A 19,592-nucleotide genomic window follows, 5' to 3' on the forward strand; every position below is an offset into this window, starting at 1 on the left:
AGATTGATTGTTGGCGCAGGAGAGAAAAGCGTCAAGCGGTTTATTATTTTGGTAACCGCGACGTCAAGCCGATCATTTCGGCGTTTTTATTTTAATAACAATGCGAGGAACAAGATCTTTTATTATCTCGCGATTGCTTATTAATCAGGGCATCGAATACGAAAAGAGGCGGCATGGGAGCCGCCTCGGGGAACCTGAAAACATCAACCCCGCTTCGGAATGTTCAAGCCTCTGTCGACTGCAGGCCGCGCCACGAACGCAGCCAGCACACGTTTCACGTTCGGGAAGTTTTCGATGCCCACCAGATCTCCCGCCTCATAAAAACCGATCAGGTTGCGAATCCACGGAAAACTCGCAATGTCCGCAATCGTGTATTCGTCGCCCATGATCCATTTCCGGCCGGCGAGCCGCTGCTCGACCACACCCAGGAGACGCTTCGATTCCGCCACGTACCGGTCGCGCGGACGCTTGTCCTCGTAATCCTTGCCCGCAAACTTGTTGAAGAAACCAAGCTGGCCGAACATCGGGCCGATTCCGCCCATCTGGAACATCACCCACTGGATCGTCTCGTAACGGCCCGCGGCGTCCTTCGGTATGAACTGGCCGGTTTTATCGGCGAGATAAAGCAGGATCGCGCCCGATTCGAACAGCCCGAGCGGTTTGCCGTCCGGTCCGTCCGGATCGATGATCGCCGGAATCTTGTTGTTCGGATTCAGCGATAAAAACGCCGGCGACGTCTGGTCATTCGTCTCGAAGCTCACCAGATGCGGCTCGTACGGCAGGCCGGTCTCCTCCAGCATGATAGAGACCTTGACGCCGTTGGGCGTCGGCAGCGAATAAAGCTGCAGCCGCTCGGGATGCTGCGCCGGCCATTTTGCCGTGATGGGGAACGCGGACAACTCGGTCATGGAATCCTCTGAACGATAAACATTGAACAGCGGCAATGATGCGCCGCCTGCATGGATTGATCGGTCAATTACAGCGTACAGGACGACAAATATAGTCATTCCGGCTTTGCTTGTCTTCGCGCGCCGGACGTCGGCGAACTCGTAGAGGCGATCCTCCACGCCCTTTACAACGTCACCAACCGGTCGATTGGGCCAAGAAGCGTTAACATGATGGCAATTACAATGCTGCATCGCGACGAATACAAACAGAGCTGGAGATACTCATGAGTCAAATGATTAAGCGAAACGGTTTGCAGGTGGCGGACGTGCTCGCCAGGTACGTCGATGACGAGGCGCTGTCGGGCGTCGGCATCGAAAGCGAAGCGTTCTGGAAAGGTTTCGATGCCCTCGTCCACGACCTTGCGCCGAAAAACCGTGCGCTGCTCGCCGAGCGCGACCGGCTGCAGGCGGAACTCGACACATGGCACAAGGCGAATCCCGGCCCGGTGCGTGATCTCAAGGCGTACCGCGGATTCCTGGAAAGCATCGGGTACATCGTCCCGTCGAGCACGGCCGTGAAAGCGACGACCCAGAACGTCGATACGGAAATCGCGACGCAGGCCGGCCCGCAACTCGTCGTGCCTCTTTCGAATCAACGTTACGCGCTCAACGCCGCAAATGCGCGCTGGGGCAGTCTGTACGACGCGCTCTACGGCACCGACGCGATCCCCGACACCGACGGCGCCGAGCGCACCAGGCAGTTCAACCCGGCTCGCGGCGCGAAGGTCATCGCGCGCGCCCGTGCTTTCCTCGACGAAGCCGCGCCGCTCGCGAACGGTTCGCATGCCGATGCAACCGCGTATCGCGTGGAAGGCGGCAAGCTCGCCGTCACGCTGAAAAACGGATCGTCAGCGTTGCAATCGCCGGAGCAGTTCATCGGCTTCCAGGGCGATGCAAACGCGCCGTCGGCCATCCTCCTCAAGCATCACGGCCTGCACTTCGAGATCCAGATCGACGCCGCGGATTCCATCGGCAAGACGGATTCCGCGCACGTGAAAGACGTGCTGATGGAAGCGGCAGTCTCGACGATCATCGACTGCGAAGACTCGGTCGCCGCCGTCGATGCCGCCGACAAAGTCCAGCTCTACCGCAACTGGACTGGCCTCATGAAGGGCGATCTGGCCGAAGACGTGACGAAGAACGGAAAGACGTTCACGCGCCGCCTGAACGCCGATCGCGAATACACCGCGCCCGATGGCTCGACGGTCAAGCTGCATGGCCGCTCGCTGCTCTTCATTCGCAACGTCGGGCATCTGATGACGAACCCGGCCGTGGTCGATCGCGATGGACATGAGATTCCGGAAGGCATTCTTGATGCCGTGATGACATCGCTCGGCGCCGTGCACGACCTGAAAAACAAGCTTAATTCGCGCACGGGCTCGATTTACATCGTCAAGCCGAAGATGCACGGCCCGGCCGAAGTCGCTTTCTCCGATGAGCTTTTTGGCCGCGTCGAAGACCTGCTTGGTTTGCCGCGAAACACCATCAAGATGGGCATCATGGACGAGGAGCGCCGCACGAGCGTCAACCTGCAGGCGTGCATTGCGGCGGCATCGGCGCGGGTCGCGTTCATCAACACGGGTTTCCTCGATCGCACCGGCGACGAAATGCACACCGCCATGGAAGCCGGTCCCATGATGCGAAAAGGCGACATGAAATCGTCGGCATGGATCACGGCTTACGAGCGCAATAACGTGCTCGCGGGGTTGAGTTCGGGACTGCGCGGGCGTGCGCAAATCGGCAAGGGCATGTGGGCGATGCCCGACCTGATGCATGCGATGCTCGAGCAGAAGATCGCTCATCCGAAGGCCGGCGCGAACACCGCATGGGTGCCCTCGCCAACGGCGGCTACGCTGCATGCGCTGCATTACCATCAGGTCGATGTTCAGGCCGTGCAGCAGGCGCTCGAGAAGACAGGATACGACAGCGCGCGTGACGCGTTGCTCGATGGCTTGCTGACCATTCCTGTCGTTGAAAAGGCCGAGTGGTCCGATGCAGAGATTCGCCAGGAGATCGAGAACAACGCCCAGGGGATTCTGGGTTACGTAGTGCGTTGGGTCGACCAGGGTGTGGGATGCTCGAAGGTGCCGGATATTCACGATATCGGCTTGATGGAGGATCGCGCGACGTTGCGCATCTCGAGCCAGCACATTGCGAACTGGCTGTATCACGGGGTCGTGTCGGAGGCGTTGGTGAACGAAACGTTCGAGCGCATGGCGAAAGTGGTCGATGCGCAGAACGACGGCGATCCGTACTACCAGCCGATGGCCGGGCACTTCGAGACCTCGCTGGCGTTCAAGGCGGCAAAGGCACTGGTGTTTGAAGGGCGCGCCCAGCCGAGCGGGTACACGGAACCGTTGCTGCATAAGTTCCGGCTGGAAGTGAAGGGGTTGCGGGGGTAGTAGCCCTGCGCCAAAGATTCGCTGGATTTGCGCGTCACTGCGCGATTTCAGCGAGTCCTAAGACCCAATGAGATCGGCTCCCGAAGAACCGATGCCTGGGACGCGTGCGTTCTTCGGACAAATTTGAAAGCTTGATCGAGTTTCGTTGGTCCTCGCCGCACGGACCAACGCGGCGATCAATGCGCGTCCTCAACAGTTATACAACTAGCACTTTCGGGCTCCGGTCACACAAACCAAAGCACTAAACAGCAATGCGCTTCACGAAGTCCGGCGCGCTTTTCATTTGCGATCTTTCCTTAAATATTAATTTTTCTTAAATATCTTTCAGCCTGGTCTGATGGAGATGAACTCGTTATTGCGGCTTGATGTTCGACCTAATCAAAATAAGAAAGGTCGTAGTCGTGAACGAGACAGAACGCGCATTCGATGGCTGTGCTGACATTTTTGGTGAAGCAAACCTGGGGCTTAGTACTTGTAAGGACGAATTTTCCGACAGAGGAGGCAAGCGAGAAAAAAAATCGGTCACAACGTCAATTAACATTGAAGCTTTGCCAGCAGCCTTCAATGGCGATTTATCGTTCAACGAGATTCGAAAACGCCTCTCGACATTCTCCCAGCAATGGAAAAACGCAACCCGTGAGAATGCTGATGCCAAACTTTTCTGGGCGCGCTTCTACGAATGCTATGGGATCAGACCTGAGTCCACGACGATCTATGAAAAGGCAGTAGACAAACTAGACGGGGCTCGTGGCTTCATTGATAGCTTTATTCCTGGTCTACTCATTGTTGAGCACAAGAGTCGCAACAAAAATCTGGATTCGGCTTTCACGCAAGCAGCCGACTACTTTATGGCGCTTCCAGAAAGGGAACGCCCTCGATACATCGTCACGTCCGATTTCGCGCGTTTTCGGCTGTACGACCTGCTGTCCGGAACGACAAGCGAATGCGCCTTGAAAGATCTGCCAAAGCGGGCTGGTTGGTTCAGCTTTTTACTCGAAGGTCCTGCGTCACCGAAGATCATGGAGGAATCGCCTGTCAATCGACAAGCGGCCTACGCGGTCTCGAAACTTCATGAAGCTCTGTTGCGATCAAACTTTAGAGGACGTGAGCTCGAGCTTTTCCTGACTCGACTGCTCTTTTGTTTCTTCGCTGATGACACTGGCATTTTCGGTGCCGATGGGCAAATGCGTTGTCTGATAGAAAGCACCCGCGAGGATGGTCGCGATACCGGCGCAAGACTATTTGAGTTGTTCGATGTGCTGGACACGCCAGATGACGAACGCCAGGCGAATCTAGATGAAGCGCTCTTGGGATTCAGCTACATCAACGGAAATCTATTTTCTGAGCGCACGCGCATTCCCGCGTTCAGCAGCGCTATGCGCGAGATGGTGATTCAATGCGCAGATCTTGATTGGAGCGGAATCAGTCCAGCTATTTTTGGAGCGATGTTTCAGGGGGTGCTGGAACAATCCACCGAAGTTAAGAAAAGAACATTTCATCAACAATGTTTTTGGGTCATGGGTTTATGGGGTTTCGGTTTCTTGCTGCGTGGTTTTGACAGATTTTCTTGATGACGATAGGTCTGCTGAGCGACCAGGCGCAGCACGTTATGGAGTAGTTTTTCGACCTTCATCCCGAGCAGCAACGCGGGCAGCAAAGGCTTAAGGGCGGTGTGGACATAGGCCCGGTTGATGCGCTGTGATGCGGGCAGTTCGGCGTGGCAGTGGGCGGTCAGCGTGGTCAATGCCTGCAAGTTGTCGGTCACGACCTTGGCCGCGACATCTTGTACGACGGCCTGCTGGGACAGACCGGAGACGTGTTCTAGATTGAGGCGATGCTTGAGTCGTTTGAATGCTTCTTCTATTCGCCAGCGCTGATGGTAGAGGTCACCGAAGCAACTGGCGGGAAAGCGTACCGAGTCGAATAAGGTGGTCATCAGGACGCGCACATTGCCGTTCGGGGCGACGTGGCGGACCAGGCGCACCGTTTGAGGTTCGCGCGGGCACTCGTAGTCGCGCGCGTCGCGGCAATTGGGAGCGCCCAGCGTGACGATCTGTTCCAGCAGTCCGGAGCGCAGGAATTTGCGCACGCAAGCAAACCCGGAGGAATCGACACGCATGCAAAACGGAAGTTGAAGCTGGTTCAACACGGCCACCAGCCAGCGGCAAGGATAGCCTCGGTCGAGGAGCAGCAAATCGGTGCTGGAGAGGCGATGGAGATGTTCGAACAACATCTGCCGCTCGCCACGCTCATGAACGCTGTGCAGCGAGGCGGCAAGCATCAATTCGGCGCCGGGGAGAAACAGGCCAAAGGCGATTTGATCGGCCAGCGCCGCGCGCTTGACATGGCTGGCCCGCAGACCGAAGCGCATGGTGGAGGCATCGGCGGCGACCAGTCGCAAACCACGCCAGCGCGGTATAAAACCATAATGTTCGGCGCGCTCGATCACCCAGTCGTTGAGCTGCGGGAGGGCGCGCAAGGATAGCTTGGCGCGCGCTTGCGCGAAGGCTTGCTCAGAGACGTGGCGCACCAGCTGCGCTTGTTGCCGTAGATGGGCGAAGAACACATCGAGTTCAGCCTGTACGCTCATGCGCATGCCGGTGAGTAGTAACGCGACCAGAGAGGGCAAGGGCAACTTGCGATGACGCGTAAACGCGCCGGGATGTTCGGAATGCCGGGCTATTTGGAGAAACTCGGCCGACTGCAATCGCGCGGCAAGATCGGTAAAAAAAGCGGGAAGAGACATGGTCGCCAATGAGGAAAAAATCTCACTGCGCGACGCGCTTTTTGAGGTGTGTCAAGCGGTTTTTGATCTATTTATAATTTAATGTACGGAATCCTTAACTTTGGTGGATTGGGTGCTGGAAGCGCACACACCATCCGACAGTCGACAGTCGAGTCGTCGCGAACTCGGTGCCCATTACACTTCAGAGCGCAATATCCTGCGTGTGATCGACCCGCTATTCATGGACGATCTTCGTCAAGAGTTGAAGTCAGCACGGCGCAGCAAGCCGCGCCTGCAATCGCTCTACGACAAGTTGCCAACACTCAACTTCCTGGATCCAGCTTGTGGATGTGGCAATTTCCTTGTCATCGCTTACCGCGAGTTGCGACGCCTTGAAAACGAGGTCATTGCGGAACTGTTCGACTTCGACCGGGGCCGTGGTCTACTTGATGTTTCGACGCTATGTCGCGTACGCGTCAGCCAGTTTTATGGCATTGAGATTGACCAGGCTGCAGCACATATTGCTCGTGTCGCGCTGTGGATTACCGATCACCAAATGAATTTGGAAGCGGCCGAACGGTTTGGCAACACGCGACCAACTGTGCCGTTGATGGATGCGCCGCATATTCATTGTGCGAATGCGCTGCGCCTTGATTGGGCAGATGTTTTGCCTCCGGCGCGTTGCAGCTTTGTCATGGGTAATCCGCCTTTTGTTGGAAAAACATATCAGACTTCCGAACAAAGATCGGATCTAGCCGCGGTATGTCACACCCTTAGGAATGCAGGCGTACTCGACTACGTTGCTGCTTGGTACGTGCTCGCGCTTAAATATCTAAACGGAAACTCGGCAATCAACGCAGCCTTTGTATCGACGAATTCGATTACGCAGGGCGAACAAGTCTCTGTGTTGTGGCCGACGCTCTTGAAACACGGCATGAAGATCCATTTTGCGCATCGGACTTTTAGGTGGACGAACGAGGGTAAAGGCAACGCCGCCGTGCACTGCGTCATCATTGGATTTGGCTTGTCCCAACCCGATTTGTGTACCATTTACGACCACTCCGTTGAAGCCAGTAGTGGTGGACGCGCTATCCAGGCAACACGAATAAATCCATATCTTGTGGACGCGCCCGATATCATTCTAAGCAACCGGCGCACGCCTATATGTGCGGTGCCCGAACTTGTGAACGGGAGCAAGCCCACCGAGGGCGGCAATCTGATCTTGTCCGACGAAGAGAGGGCAGCATTGATTTTGTCCCAACCAAGGTCGGAACGATGGATTCGCCGTCTAATGGGCGCCGAAGAGTTCATCAACAATCTGCCCCGTTGGTGCCTGTGGCTAGTTAATGTTTCTCCAGCAGACCTTCGATCCGTCTCCGACGTGTACCGACGCGTAGAAGCTGTGAGAAAGATGCGTCTCGCAAGCGTTGACTTGCAGACCCAGAGAGATGCCGGCACGCCGGCGCTATTTCAAAAAATACGGCAACCGTCCTCGCCCTACTTGTTGATACCAAACGTTTCATCTGAACGTCGCGACTTTGTTCCAATCGGATATGTTGCGCCAGATGTTGTCGCGACCAATTTGGTTCTGACTATGCCGAAAGCTACAAACTTCCACTTCGCTATCCTAAACAGCACAATGCACAACGCATGGATGCGCGCAGTATGTGGCCGGCTGAAAAGCGATTATCGCTATTCCGCAACCATCGTCTACAACAACTTTCCTTGGCCGGAACCAACTGATGAACAACGACTGCTACTTGAGGCCACCGGTCAAGGAATTCTGAATGCGAGGGCACTTCACTCGGATTCATCGCTCGCTGACTTATATGATCCGTTGACCATGCCCATCGAGTTGCGCAAAGCTCATGAAGTAAACGACCGCGCCGTGGATGCCGCTTATCAATACAAGTCTGGTCGAGCCGATGCATTGCGGGTTGCCTTCTTGTTCGAGCGCTATCAGGCCCTGACAAGTTTGCTGCCAACAGAAAAGACAAGAACACGAATGCCAGCAAAAGCAAAGAAGACCAGCAGTGAGTAAACTATTGGAGCCCCCGCTTGGGCAAAAAATGAACTGCGGAAGAGGCAGAACCCGTTAGCTCAAGGAATCGCTACATGCGACGCCATACTATGCCGACCCACCTTCGTTTTTATGGCATGAAACGACGGCTTGGCTGCCGACGAATGGGCTCGCGCGACCAGCAGCCTACTGCATGTCCGCGCGGCCGCGATTCAATTTCTGAACACGCAGCGAGTCTTTCTTCTGGTCAACCTGCCAAAGGTCAAACGCGGCCTGATGAGCCAGCCAAGACTCCGCACTCTTCCCAAACGCTATCTCGAGTCGCATCGCCATTTCAGGACTGACTGCAGCGCGTCCATTCACGATCTCGGACAACGTCTTGCGTGACACATCCAGACCGTCAGCGGCGTAAGTAATGGACAGTTCCAGCGGCTCAAGCCACAACTCTGAAAGTATTTCGCCGGGATGCGGCGGGTTATGCATGCGCATGATGTTCTCGATTAGTGATAGTCGATGTAATCAACTATGTACGCGTCGCCATTCTCGAATTGGAAAATGACCCGCCAGTTTGCTTGTACGGTCACGGCCCAGAACCCGGCTAAATCGCCTTTCAAGGGATGTAGCCTGAGCGCGGGGGCATCGATATCGTCAATGTCGATGGCGTCGTTCAACAATGCCAAGACCAAGCGAAGACGTTTGCCATGAATTGCCTGTATCCCAGCTTGGCTGCCCGTCTTAAAAAAGCGCTCAAGCCCTTTATGTTTGAACGATTTGATCATTGCTAAATTGTAACCCCATGGGTTACGAAAAGCAACAAGTTGATTTCATAAATATCCTATTGCTGCCGTTTGATTAAAGACTGGCATCTCCGCGCGAGGCAGGCAGGCAACGCTGACCGGAGATTCTGACCGGCGTTTGCGCCTGCAGAAAGTCCTGTCGCACAAGGGGCTGGCGCGATCGCGCGAGTTTGCTATAATCCGCGACTTGCTGGAGAGATGGATGAGCGGTTTAAGTCGCACGCCTGGAAAGCGTGTTTAGGGTCAAACCTAACCGGGGTTCGAATCCCCGTCTCTCCGCCAGAATACGTTTCGCATAGTTGAGCAGCGCCAAAACCCGCATCGAGCCTCGTGCCGACGCGGGTTTTTTACGTTCCCCCGCCCTCACGGATGCCGGATGTAATCGACCAGCGCCCGCGTATAGGCATCCGGCTTCCGGTCGCACAGACTCACGACCACCGCCACCAGAAACCCCGCCGGCACCCCGAACATCCCCGAACTGATCGACTCGATCCCAAACCACCTCGCGCCCGCAAACCCCGTGATCTGCGTGAAATACGGATAAGTCGAAACGATGTAATAAACGCAAACGCCCAACCCGGCCAGCATCCCGCAAACCGCACCGAGCTTCGTCGTCCGCTTCCAGAACACACCGAGCACCAGCACCGGAAACAGGCTTGACGCCGCCAGCGAAAACGCCGCGCCGACCAGAAACAAGATATTCCCCGTATTGAGCGACGCCACATAAGAAGCAAACAACGCGACCCCCAGCAACAATATCTTCGATATCGTCACCCTCCTCTGGCTGCTCGCGTTCTTGTCGACCATGCAGTAGTAGACGTCGTGCGAAAGCGCGTTCGCGATCGTCAGCAACAAACCATCGGCGGTGGAAAGCGCCGCGGCCAGCGCACCCGCCGCAATCAACCCAGACATCACATATGGCAAACCCGCAATCTCCGGCGCAGCAAGCACGACCATATCGGGCTGCATCTGAATGCCGGCCCAGCGCACGATGCCATCGCCGTTCACGTCGCTGATACGAATCAGATACGGCTCGACCTTGCGCCACTGCATGACCCACGTCGGCAGATCGGCGAACTTGTGCCCGACAATGCCAGTCAGCATTTCGTACTTGATCAGCACGGCGAGCACGGGCACGGTGACATAAAACAGCGCAACAAAAAACAGCGTCCAGCCGACCGAACGCCGCGCCGATGCAACCGATGTCGTCGTGTTATAGCGCGTCAGGATGTGCGGCAAACTCGCCGTTCCCAGCGACAAGCACAGCAATAACGACAGGAAATTGCGCCTGTGAAACCGGGCGTTTTCATCGTCGGATGGAGGGAAGGCCTGGGCCATCGGAACTGGCGGCGCGGCGCGTTCCAGCATGGCATCGCGATCGCGTGTCCATTGGATCGCAGCATCAGCAGCGTCCTTCGGAAAAGACGCCAGCTCGCGCTCACGTTCGCCGATATCGCGCAAAGGACCGTTGTGCCGGCGCAGGTCGGCGATTTCATCGGTAAGGCGCGCCTGTTCCGTGCGAAACGATGCCGGCAACTGATCGATCTGCGCCTGGATCTGCTGCGCCTGGCGCCGATAAGCATCGCGAACGTTCGCCCCCTCGGGCGAACCTGCGACTTGACGTTCAAGCGATTCCACGCGCTCGAGCAAGTGCCCATAAGAAAGTTGCGGCAGCCATCCAAGCCCTTCGCGATGCGCGATCATCGAGACGGGAATCAACATGGCGCTGATCAGGATGATGTACTGCGCGACCTGGGTCCATGTGACAGCGCGCATGCCGCCAAGAAACGAGCACACGAGAATGCCGGCAAGTCCACAAAAGATCCCGATCGCAAAGTCGATACCGATGAACCGCGATGCAATCAACCCGATGCCCTGGATCTGCGCAACGAGATAAACGAACGAACACAGGATGGCTGCAAACGCCGCAATGCCGCGCACGAGGTTGCTTGAAAAGCGTGTGCCGAGAAAATCGGGGATGGTATAGCGCGCGAGTTTGCGGACGTACGGCGCGAGCAGGAACGCAACGAGGCAATACCCTCCGGTCCAGCCCATCATGTAGGCAAGGCCGTCGTAACCGGTTGCGTAGATGGACCCGGCCAGTCCAATGAACGACGCCGCCGACAACCAGTCCGCCGCCGTCGCCATGCCGTTGAACGCGGACGGTACGCGCCGCCCGGCCACGTAATATTCCACGAGGTCGGACGTGCGCGACAACAAGCCGATCACGGCATACACGGCGATCGGCACGAACAGGAACACGTAGCCAATCCACATGCCCGGCCCGGTCACGCGTTCGATGCGTGTCATCACATAGATGAATGCAAGGAAGCCGAGCGTATAAAGCGCGTAGGCGCGTATCAGGCGATGGTTGAGCTTCATCGAAGGGTCATGGCCGCAAGCGTGCGCTGAAGGCGTGCATCGGCGAGTTGCATCAGCACGATATACACGACGATCAACGCCACATACACAAGAATCGCGCCTTGCGCGCCGAAGTAGAACGGCAGCGGAAAACCGGCGAAGCGCACGTTGGCGAGGCGCGTCGCAAAGAGCGGAATGCCGAAGGAGACTACGAACCCAATAACCATCAGCACCGATATCAGCGCGACGTTTGTGCGCCAGTACAACTGATGCGCGCGCGCCATCTCCGCCGTCACGGGCGGCGGCTCTGCAGGGTTTGGAGATGGTGGGACGCAAGCCATGTGCTTATCTACCAAATGCGTCGGATAGCGGCAATCGGGATCGACATTGTTCGGGGCGCGTGAACAGAAATCAGCAAATACAAAAACGGCTCCCTGAAAGCAGGGAGCCGTTCGCACAAGCCAGATACTACTCGAATAAATTAACGCGCTTCGCCGAGTTGATCGAGGATCGCGGGATTTTCCAGCGTCGAGACATCCTGCGTGATTTCCTCGCCTTTCGCCAAGGAGCGCAGCAGGCGTCGCATGATCTTGCCCGAACGCGTCTTCGGAAGGTTTTCGCCGAACCGGATGTCCTTCGGTTTTGCGATCGGACCAATTTCCTTCGCCACCCACGCGCGCAGTTCATTGGCGATCTGCTTCGCTTCATCGCCTTCCGGACGCGAGCGTTTCAACACGACAAACGCGCAGACGGCTTCGCCGGTTGTATCGTCGGGACGACCCACGACGGCCGCTTCCGCCACGATAGGATTCGATACCAGCGCCGACTCGATCTCCATGGTCCCAAGCCGATGCCCAGACACGTTCAGCACGTCATCGATACGGCCCATGATGGTGAAGTAGCCGGTGTCCTTGTCGCGCACGGCGCCATCGCCTGCGAGATACAACGCGCCGCCGAGTTCTTCGGGGAAGTAGCTCTTCTTGAAGCGTTCCGGATCGCCCCAGACCGTGCGCAATGCCGACGGCCAGGGCCGCTTGATCACCAGAATCCCGCCCTGCCCGTTCGGCACGTCCTGACCGGTTTCATCGACGACAGCGGCCATGATGCCCGGCAACGGCAGCGTGCACGAACCCGGCACGAGCGGCGTCGCGCCCGGCAACGGCGTGATCATGTGGCCGCCGGTTTCGGTCTGCCACCAGGTATCGACGACAGGACATTTCCCGCCGCCCACGTTTTCGTGATACCACATCCACGCTTCCGGATTGATCGGCTCGCCGACGGTGCCGAGAATGCGCAGCGTCGACAGATCGAAGCTTTTCGGATGGATCTTGGAGTCGGCTTCCGCGGCCTTGATCAGCGAACGGATGGCGGTCGGCGCGGTGTAGAAGATCGTGACCTTGTGCTTCGCGATCATGTCCCAGAAGCGCCCGGCATGCGGATACGTGGGCACGCCTTCGAACACGACCTGGGTTGCACCGATCGCCGTCGGTCCGTAGGCAATATAGCTATGCCCGGTGATCCAGCCGATATCCGCCGTACACCAGAAGATGTCGTCGGGCTTGGCGTCGAAGGTCCACTTCATGGTTTGCGCAGCCCACAGCAGGAAACCGCCGGTGCTGTGCTGCACGCCCTTCGGTTTGCCCGTGGAACCGGACGTGTACAAGATGAACAGCGGGTGTTCGGCGCTGACCCATTCCGGTTCACACTTGTCCGACTCATTCTCGACGAGTTCGTGCATCCACACGTCGCGGCCTTCGTGCCATTGCGTCTTGCCGCCGGTGCGCTTGTACACGATCACGCTCCTGACCGCATCGCAGCCGCCGGCGGCGATGGCTTCGTCGGCGATGCTCTTCAGTGGCAGCGCCTTGCCGCCGCGCATCTGTTCGTCGGCGGTGATGAGCGCAACGGCGCCCACGTCAACGAGTCGTTCGTTGAGCGACTTCGATGAAAACCCGCCGAACACCACCGAATGCGTCGCACCGATACGCGCGCAGGCCTGCATCGCGACAACGCCTTCAATGGACATCGGCATGTAGATCACCACGCGGTCGCCCTTCTTCACGCCGCGCTTTTTCAGCGCGTTGGCAAAGCGGCTCACGCGCTGCAGCAGGTCCTGATACGTGACGTTGGTGACAGTGCCGTCATCGGCTTCGAAAATGATCGCGCGCTTCTCGCCGTTGCCCGCTTCCACATGCCGGTCGATGCAGTTGTACGACGCATTGATCTCGCCATCCTCGAACCACTTGTAGAACGGCGGATTGGATTCATCGAGAACCGTTGTGAACGGCTTGTGCCAACTGAGCGTTTCGCGCGCGAGACGCGCCCAGAAACCTTCGTAATCGCGTTCGGCCTCGGACGTCAAAGCCTTGTATGCGTCCATGCCGGAAATCGCGGCGCCTTCGGACGCTTTGGCCGATGGCGGGAAAATACGGCGTTCCTGGAGTACGGATTCAATCGCGGACATCGACAACCTCTTCTTTGATGGTGATTCTGGAATCTGCGGTTCTTCGGTTCGGTCACTTACGATGCAGCGCAGCATGCGCGCATTCAGGTTCAATCCTTACCTTGCGAATGCTTCACCGGCGAAGATAAGCTCCGCGGCTTACCCGCTACTTACGCACTGCAATCAAAGGCCACGGGGTATACACGTACTTGCCGGCGCTTTTACAATGCGCCCTCGCCGCGCGCCAATACAATGATGCCCTTTGCAAGCGAGCGCTGCCAGAGCCAAGGCAATAAGCATGTTAACTGAACTCGTCGTCCGGATTCCAGCTTGAATCGTTACGCGCTCTATCTCATCGCGGCCATGCTGCTGGTCGGCAGCAATGTCGGCGTCGGCAAGTCGATCGTCGCTTTCATCCCCGTCCCGCTGTTCGCGCTGCTGCGCTTCGTGATCGCGATGGCAGTGCTCTGGCCGCTGCTGCGTCCGTCGAAAATGCGAAAGGTTCAGCGCGGCGAATGGGCGAACCTGTTCCTGCAAGCATTGTTCGGCACCTTCATGTTCACGCTCCTGATGCTCAATGGCGTGCAGCGCACGAGCGCCGTCGCGGCGGGCGTGATCACGAGCACCATTCCGGCGGTCGTCGCGGTGTTCTCCTGGTTGTTTCTCAAGGAACGTCCGAACGGGCGCGCGCTGATTTCCATCGCGCTCGCAATCGCCGGCGTGGTCGTGATCAACGTCGCACAGAGCACGAGCGGCGCGGGGGGCGCACATGAAGCGGGTCGCGCACATTCGGACGGCTCGCTCATCGGCAACCTGATGGTGCTCGGCGCGGTCTGCTGCGAATCGTTCTACGTGATCCTCTCGCGGCGCCTGACACAGACGCTTCCGGCCATCGATATCTGCGCCTACACGCATTTCTTTGGTTTCCTGCTGATGCTGCCGCTGGGCTTTTCGGCGCTGCTCAGCTTCGACTACGCGAGCGTCACCCTGAGCGTCTGGACCCTCGTGCTGTGGTACGGGTTGTCGGCGAGCATCTTTTCGTTCTGGCTGTGGATGAAAGGCATCCGTCACGTCGATGGCAGTCTGGCCGGCGTCTTCTCCGGACTTCTGCCGATCGCAGCGGCGCTTTACGGCATCGTGTTCCTGGGCGAACGTCCGACGGCCGCGCACGGTATCGCGCTCGCCTGCGTGGTCGCGGGGATCGTGCTTGCGAGCCTGAAAACGAAGACCACGCCGCCGATGACTTCCTGACGGCTCCCGCCTGGGGATGACCCGCAGGCCGGTCGCTTCATCGCGCTACAATGTCGGACTTTTCTGGTTTTTAGCGCTGGTTCTGACCATGAGCCCGCTGTTCGCGCGTCCAAAGCCTCCGACCGGACCCCATTACTGATCCGATCATTTCATTCACCGACCCGGCACCGCTCATGTCCGCATCCCCGAACATCCCCGGCACCCCTTTACCCCGGCGTCCGATGAAGCCGCTCCCCGTCGTCATTTTCATGAGCCGCTGGCTCCAGGTCCCGTTGTACCTGGGCCTGATCGTGGCGCAAGCGGTCTACGTGGTGCTGTTCCTGAAGGAAGTCTGGCACCTCGTCACCCACATGACGACGCTCGACGAAACCAACATCATGCTGGTCGTGCTCGGCCTGATCGATGTAGTGATGATCTCGAACCTGCTGATCATGGTGATTGTCGGCGGTTATGAGACGTTCGTCTCACGGCTCGGCGTGGAAGGTCATCCCGACCAGCCCGAGTGGCTCGATCATGTGAATGCCGGCGTGCTGAAAGTCAAACTGTCGATGGCGCTGATCAGCATTTCGTCAATCCACTTGCTGAAGACGTTCATCAATCCGGACCAGTACTCGGAACACGCGGTGATGTGGCAAGTGCTGATCCACATCGCGTTCCTCGCATCCGCGCTGATCATGGCGTGGGTCGACCGCCTGACCACGCACACGCATCCTGAGCACTTTCATGAAGCGCCTGCAAAGGCACACGAATAAGTCGAAGCAGCACCGGTCGAGCGCCAATCAAAGCGCCGCTGAAAGCACCAAAACGTCACGATGAAGTTTCTAAAAAAAGTCCCAATCTAGCCCGTCCCCACAACGTTCAAGCCATGACCATCATCAAGCAGGAAGACCTGATCCAGAGCATTGCGGATTCGCTGCAGCACATCAGCTTTTACCATCCGCTCGACTACATCCAGGCGCTCGGCCGCGCGTACGAACTCGAGGAGAGTCCGGCCGCGAAGGACGCCATCGCGCAGATCCTGACGAACAGCCGCATGTGCGCCGAAGGCCATCGTCCGATTTGCCAGGACACGGGCATCGTCACGGTGTTCGTGAAGGTCGGCATGGACGTGCGGTGGGCGAGTGAGTCAGGTTCGGCCACCATGGGCGTCACCGACATGATCAACGAAGGGGTGCGCCGCGGTTACCTGAACCCGGACAACGTGCTGCGCGCGTCGATCGTGAGCCCGCCCGAAGGCGCGCGCAAGAACACGAAAGACAACACGCCGGCCGTGATCCATTACGAGATCGTTCCCGGCGACAAGGTCGATGTCCAGATCGCGGCCAAAGGCGGCGGCTCGGAGAACAAAACGAAGTTCGCGATGCTGAACCCGTCGGATTCCATCGTGGACTGGGTGCTGAAGACCGTGCCGCTGATGGGCGCCGGCTGGTGCCCTCCCGGCATGCTGGGAATCGGCATCGGCGGCACGGCCGAGAAGGCGATGGTCATGGCGAAGGAATCGCTGATGGACGCCATCGATATCCAGGACGTCATCGCACGCGGCCCGAAGGACTGGATCGAAGAACTGCGCGTCGAGTTGCATGAGAAAGTGAATGCGCTGGGTATCGGCGCCCAGGGTCTCGGCGGCCTCGCCACCGTGCTCGACGTGAAGATCATGGCTGCGCCAACGCACGCTGCATCGAAACCCATCGCGATCATTCCGAACTGCGCCGCGACGCGTCACGCACATTTCACGCTCGATGGTTCGGGCGTCGCGAAGCTCGAAACGCCGTCACTGGATGCATGGCCGAAAGTCGAATGGGTCGCGAACACGGAGACGAGCCAGCGCGTGGACCTGAACACGCTGACGAAGGAACAAGTCGCCGCATGGAAGCCGGGCCAGACGCTGCTGCTCTCGGGCAAGATGCTGACCGGCCGCGATGCCGCGCACAAACGCATTGCGGACATGCTCGCCAAGGGCGAAAAGTTGCCGGTCGACTTCACGAACCGCGTGATCTATTACGTCGGTCCGGTCGATCCGGTGCGTGAAGAAGTCGTCGGCCCGGCGGGTCCGACCACCGCTACACGCATGGACAAGTTCACCGACATGATGTTGTCGCAGACCGGATTGATCTCGATGATCGGCAAGGCCGAGCGCGGCCCGACGGCCATCGAGGCGATCAAGAAACACAAGGCCGCGTACATGATGGCCGTGGGCGGCGCGGCGTATCTGGTGTCGAAGGCGATTCGCGGCGCGAAGGTCATCGCGTTCGAAGACCTCGGCATGGAAGCCATTTATGAGTTCGATGTACAGGACATGCCGGTGACGGTCGCCGTCGATTCAACCGGTACGTCCGTGCATCAGACGGGACCCAAAGAATGGCAGGCAAAAATAGGTAAAATTCCGGTCGCAACGGCGTAGAGGGTTTAAACTCCTACCCCAGTAATCGGAAGCGATAAGAGCCGGGCCTCGTGCCCGGCTCTTGCATTTTGAGGACGCTGTGAAGAGAACTGTTGTCATTCTCATTCAACTGGCGCATGAACGCAAAACCCGGCGAATAACGGGAAAAACACCATTTTTCATATTGGCTTTTTAAACTCGAGCGGTTATGTTTAAAAGGCTATAACGCCCCACGAGGAAACACGATGAAAGGCGACGTAAAAGCGATCGAATACCTGAACCTGCAGTTGAAGAACGAACTGACGGCGATCAACCAGTACTTCCTCCACGCCCGCATGTACAAGCACTGGGGCCTGGAGAAGCTCGGCAAGCATGAGTACGATGAATCTATCGGCGAGATGAAGCATGCCGACTGGCTGATCCAGCGCATTTTCATGCTCGATGGCCTGCCGAACCTGCAAGACCTGCACAAGCTGTTGATCGGCGAAGAGACGCTCGAAATCCTGCAGTGCGATTTGAAGCTGGAACAGATTTCGCAAAGCACGTGCAAGGAAGCCATTGCGTATTGCGAGTCGGTTCGCGATTTCATCTCGCGCGAAATCTTCGTCAAGATCCTCGATGACACCGAAGAACATATCGACTGGCTGGAAACACAGATCGATCTGGTAGCCAAGGTTGGCATCCAGAACTATCAGCAGACCATGATGGGCGAAAACGAGTAAAACAGCCGCTGCAATGCCTCTCGACGCAATTCGTTCTTCTTTAGAATCGATCGATGCCAGCGCGTCGGACGTGAGCTCGCTTGGCGTAAATGCACCGGTCGGCATTTTCGATTCGGGACTCGGCGGTTTGTCCGTGTTGCGCGCCGTGCGCGCAGCGCTGCCAGACGAACAGTTGATCTACGTCGCCGATTCGCTTTACGCCCCGTACGGTGAACGCGATGAAGACTTCATAGCCGACCGGACGCTGGCTATAGGCGAATGGCTGATTGCGCAGGGTGCGAAGGCGCTCGTCGTCGCATGCAATACCGCGACGGCGCAGTCCATCGCCCAGGCGCGCGAACGGCTGCCCATCCCCATGATCGGCGTGGAACCGGGCATCAAGCCCGCCGCGCTGATGTCACAGACGCGCGTGGCCGGTGTATTGGCAACCGCCGTCACCTTGCGCAGCGCACGCTTCCAGGCGCTGGCCGAGCGTCACTCAACCGATTGCCGTTTCATCCTTCAGCCGGGCCATGGGCTCGTTCAGGCAGTGGAACGGTGCGATATCGACTCGCCTGAGTTGATCGAGCTGCTGAGAAGCTACATCCAGCCCATGCTCGATGCCAACGCCGACACGCTCGTGCTCGGCTGCACGCACTACCCTTTCCTGGATCAGGCCATCCGCTCTATCGCGGGCGACCGCCTTGCGTTGATCGACACGAGCGTTGCGATCGCGCGGCAACTCGAACGGCAGCTGGATCTGCACGGCATGCGCGCGGCGCCCTCGCGCGATGCGCATGCGCCACGCTTTTGCTCGACCAACGACGGCCGGATGCAGCAGAAACTGGTGGCGTTGCTGCTGGGTCTCGATATCGATGTCGAGCAGGTCGTCATTGCGTCCCGCCGCACCCGAGCGCTGGAATCCGGCAGGGCCTGAGCGCTCGCGAGTGCGACGCGACGACGCTGCCGGCAGCAGAATTCGCAGAAATTGACCTTATCCAGCTCGATAAAACCCTCTCGGGCATGCGGTTTCACCGCGCTGTCAGCAAGCACAAGCCCCGTCCATCAAGGGTCTCCGTCCCGTCCCTCATACGTCTCGTCCAAGCGTCCAAAAAAACCAACGCACCCTATTGCCAACCCTCGCATAAGGAATGATAATAATTCGCATTAACGTTAGCTATCGCGGTTGACCATGATCGTCTGTGTATGCAAATCAGTTTCTGACAGAAAGATTCGCGCTTCCATCGCCGACGGCGCTTCCACCTTCGACGAACTGCAATTCGAACTGGGCGTCGCCATGTGTTGCGGCAAGTGTGAAGAAAGCGTGCGTGATGTGATGCTGGAAAGCGGATGCGCGTCGCATTGCGGCGTTCGCGGCGACCAGCATCAGGCCGTGCCGCTGACGTTCTACGAACGCAAAGCCGCATAGGGGCGCCGCAAGCCCTCGTACTAGCGGTCTTCAGACGAAGCGCCACGAAACACGGCCCCGGCCGTGAAGCGTGGATCATGTGCAACCCCGGGAATCTCCGTTTTCCGCTCGCAAGCCAGGTCACATCAAGCCAGCA

General features: G+C 58.0%; 16 protein-coding genes and 1 tRNA gene. 10 read left to right on the top strand and 7 right to left on the bottom strand.

Annotated elements, in window-relative coordinates; translation table 11 throughout:
• Positions 1-203: 203 nt before the first annotated feature.
• Positions 204-908, bottom strand: a complete 705-nt coding sequence (locus tag AX768_RS09645) for a glutathione binding-like protein (protein ID WP_062000909.1) — start codon at positions 906-908, stop codon at positions 204-206.
• 263 nt (positions 909-1,171) lie between these two features.
• Here AX768_RS09645 and AX768_RS09650 point away from each other — a divergent pair, with 263 nt between their 5' ends.
• Both AX768_RS09650 and AX768_RS09655 read left to right on the top strand, forming a co-directional pair.
• Entirely contained in the window at positions 1,172-3,349 is a 2,178-nt protein-coding gene (locus tag AX768_RS09650; RefSeq protein WP_061999772.1) for a malate synthase G, read from the top strand.
• Positions 3,350-3,750: 401 nt separating this feature from the next.
• The gene (locus tag AX768_RS09655) at positions 3,751-4,920 is read left to right on the top strand and encodes a type IIL restriction-modification enzyme MmeI (protein WP_155524220.1); all 1,170 of its coding nucleotides are present in this window, start codon (positions 3,751-3,753) and stop codon (positions 4,918-4,920) included.
• Here AX768_RS09655 and AX768_RS31955 read toward each other — a convergent pair.
• Positions 4,848-6,095 (bottom strand): IS4 family transposase, encoded by a 1,248-nt coding sequence (locus tag AX768_RS31955; RefSeq protein WP_062000554.1) that lies wholly within the window; start codon positions 6,093-6,095, stop codon positions 4,848-4,850. The genes AX768_RS09655 and AX768_RS31955 overlap by 73 nt on opposite strands.
• Positions 6,096-6,315: 220 nt before the next feature.
• Between AX768_RS31955 and AX768_RS09665 the strand changes: the two genes are divergently transcribed.
• The gene (locus tag AX768_RS09665; protein WP_061999775.1) at positions 6,316-8,115 is read left to right on the top strand and encodes a class I SAM-dependent DNA methyltransferase; all 1,800 of its coding nucleotides are present in this window, start codon (positions 6,316-6,318) and stop codon (positions 8,113-8,115) included.
• 165 nt (positions 8,116-8,280) lie between these two features.
• On the opposite strand, the gene AX768_RS09670 is transcribed toward AX768_RS09665, so the two are convergent.
• Both AX768_RS09670 and AX768_RS09675 read right to left on the bottom strand, forming a co-directional pair.
• Positions 8,281-8,583, bottom strand: coding sequence for a HigA family addiction module antitoxin (locus AX768_RS09670; RefSeq protein WP_061999776.1), 303 nt, complete (start codon positions 8,581-8,583; stop codon positions 8,281-8,283).
• Positions 8,584-8,594: 11 nt separating this feature from the next.
• Positions 8,595-8,873, bottom strand: a complete 279-nt coding sequence (locus tag AX768_RS09675) for a type II toxin-antitoxin system RelE/ParE family toxin (protein WP_061999777.1) — start codon at positions 8,871-8,873, stop codon at positions 8,595-8,597.
• 210 nt (positions 8,874-9,083) lie between these two features.
• Here AX768_RS09675 and AX768_RS09680 point away from each other — a divergent pair.
• Positions 9,084-9,173: transfer RNA gene (locus AX768_RS09680), tRNA-Ser, on the top strand.
• A gap of 81 nt (positions 9,174-9,254) precedes the next feature.
• Here the strand turns inward: AX768_RS09680 and AX768_RS09685 are convergent.
• The 3 genes from AX768_RS09685 to acs all read right to left on the bottom strand — a co-directional run bounded on the left by AX768_RS09685 (position 9,255) and on the right by acs (position 13,716).
• Positions 9,255-11,273, bottom strand: coding sequence for a sodium:solute symporter family protein (locus AX768_RS09685; RefSeq protein WP_061999778.1), 2,019 nt, complete (start codon positions 11,271-11,273; stop codon positions 9,255-9,257).
• Positions 11,270-11,593, bottom strand: coding sequence for a DUF4212 domain-containing protein (locus AX768_RS09690; protein ID WP_061999779.1), 324 nt, complete (start codon positions 11,591-11,593; stop codon positions 11,270-11,272). The genes AX768_RS09685 and AX768_RS09690 overlap by 4 nt, the downstream gene beginning before the upstream one ends.
• Positions 11,594-11,733: 140 nt before the next feature.
• Positions 11,734-13,716 carry an acetate--CoA ligase gene (gene acs, locus AX768_RS09695; RefSeq protein ID WP_062000910.1) on the bottom strand — a complete coding sequence of 661 codons (1,983 nt, stop codon included), beginning with the start codon at positions 13,714-13,716 and terminating at the stop codon, positions 11,734-11,736.
• Positions 13,717-14,025: 309 nt separating this feature from the next.
• Between acs and AX768_RS09700 the strand changes: the two genes are divergently transcribed.
• The 6 genes from AX768_RS09700 (at position 14,026) to AX768_RS09725 (ending at position 19,456) form a co-directional block, all read left to right on the top strand.
• Positions 14,026-14,946: a DMT family transporter gene (locus AX768_RS09700; RefSeq protein ID WP_061999780.1), complete on the top strand. Its 921-nt coding sequence runs from the start codon at positions 14,026-14,028 to the stop codon at positions 14,944-14,946.
• A 173-nt stretch (positions 14,947-15,119) separates the two neighbouring features.
• Entirely contained in the window at positions 15,120-15,698 is a 579-nt protein-coding gene (locus AX768_RS09705) for a TIGR00645 family protein (protein WP_061999781.1), read from the top strand.
• 113 nt (positions 15,699-15,811) lie between these two features.
• Positions 15,812-17,347 (top strand): fumarate hydratase, encoded by a 1,536-nt coding sequence (locus AX768_RS09710; protein ID WP_061999782.1) that lies wholly within the window; start codon positions 15,812-15,814, stop codon positions 17,345-17,347.
• 224 nt (positions 17,348-17,571) lie between these two features.
• Positions 17,572-18,048: a bacterioferritin gene (bfr, locus tag AX768_RS09715; protein ID WP_061999783.1), complete on the top strand. Its 477-nt coding sequence runs from the start codon at positions 17,572-17,574 to the stop codon at positions 18,046-18,048.
• A 13-nt stretch (positions 18,049-18,061) separates the two neighbouring features.
• Complete coding sequence (gene murI / locus AX768_RS09720) at positions 18,062-18,964, top strand: glutamate racemase (protein ID WP_061999784.1); 903 nt, start codon at positions 18,062-18,064, stop codon at positions 18,962-18,964.
• Between the two features lie 255 nt (positions 18,965-19,219).
• Positions 19,220-19,456, top strand: coding sequence for a (2Fe-2S)-binding protein (locus AX768_RS09725; RefSeq protein WP_061999785.1), 237 nt, complete (start codon positions 19,220-19,222; stop codon positions 19,454-19,456).
• The last annotated feature ends 136 nt before the right edge of the window (positions 19,457-19,592 follow it).

The organism is Burkholderia sp. PAMC 28687 (assembly GCF_001577465.1).
Classification (GTDB): domain Bacteria; phylum Pseudomonadota; class Gammaproteobacteria; order Burkholderiales; family Burkholderiaceae; genus Caballeronia.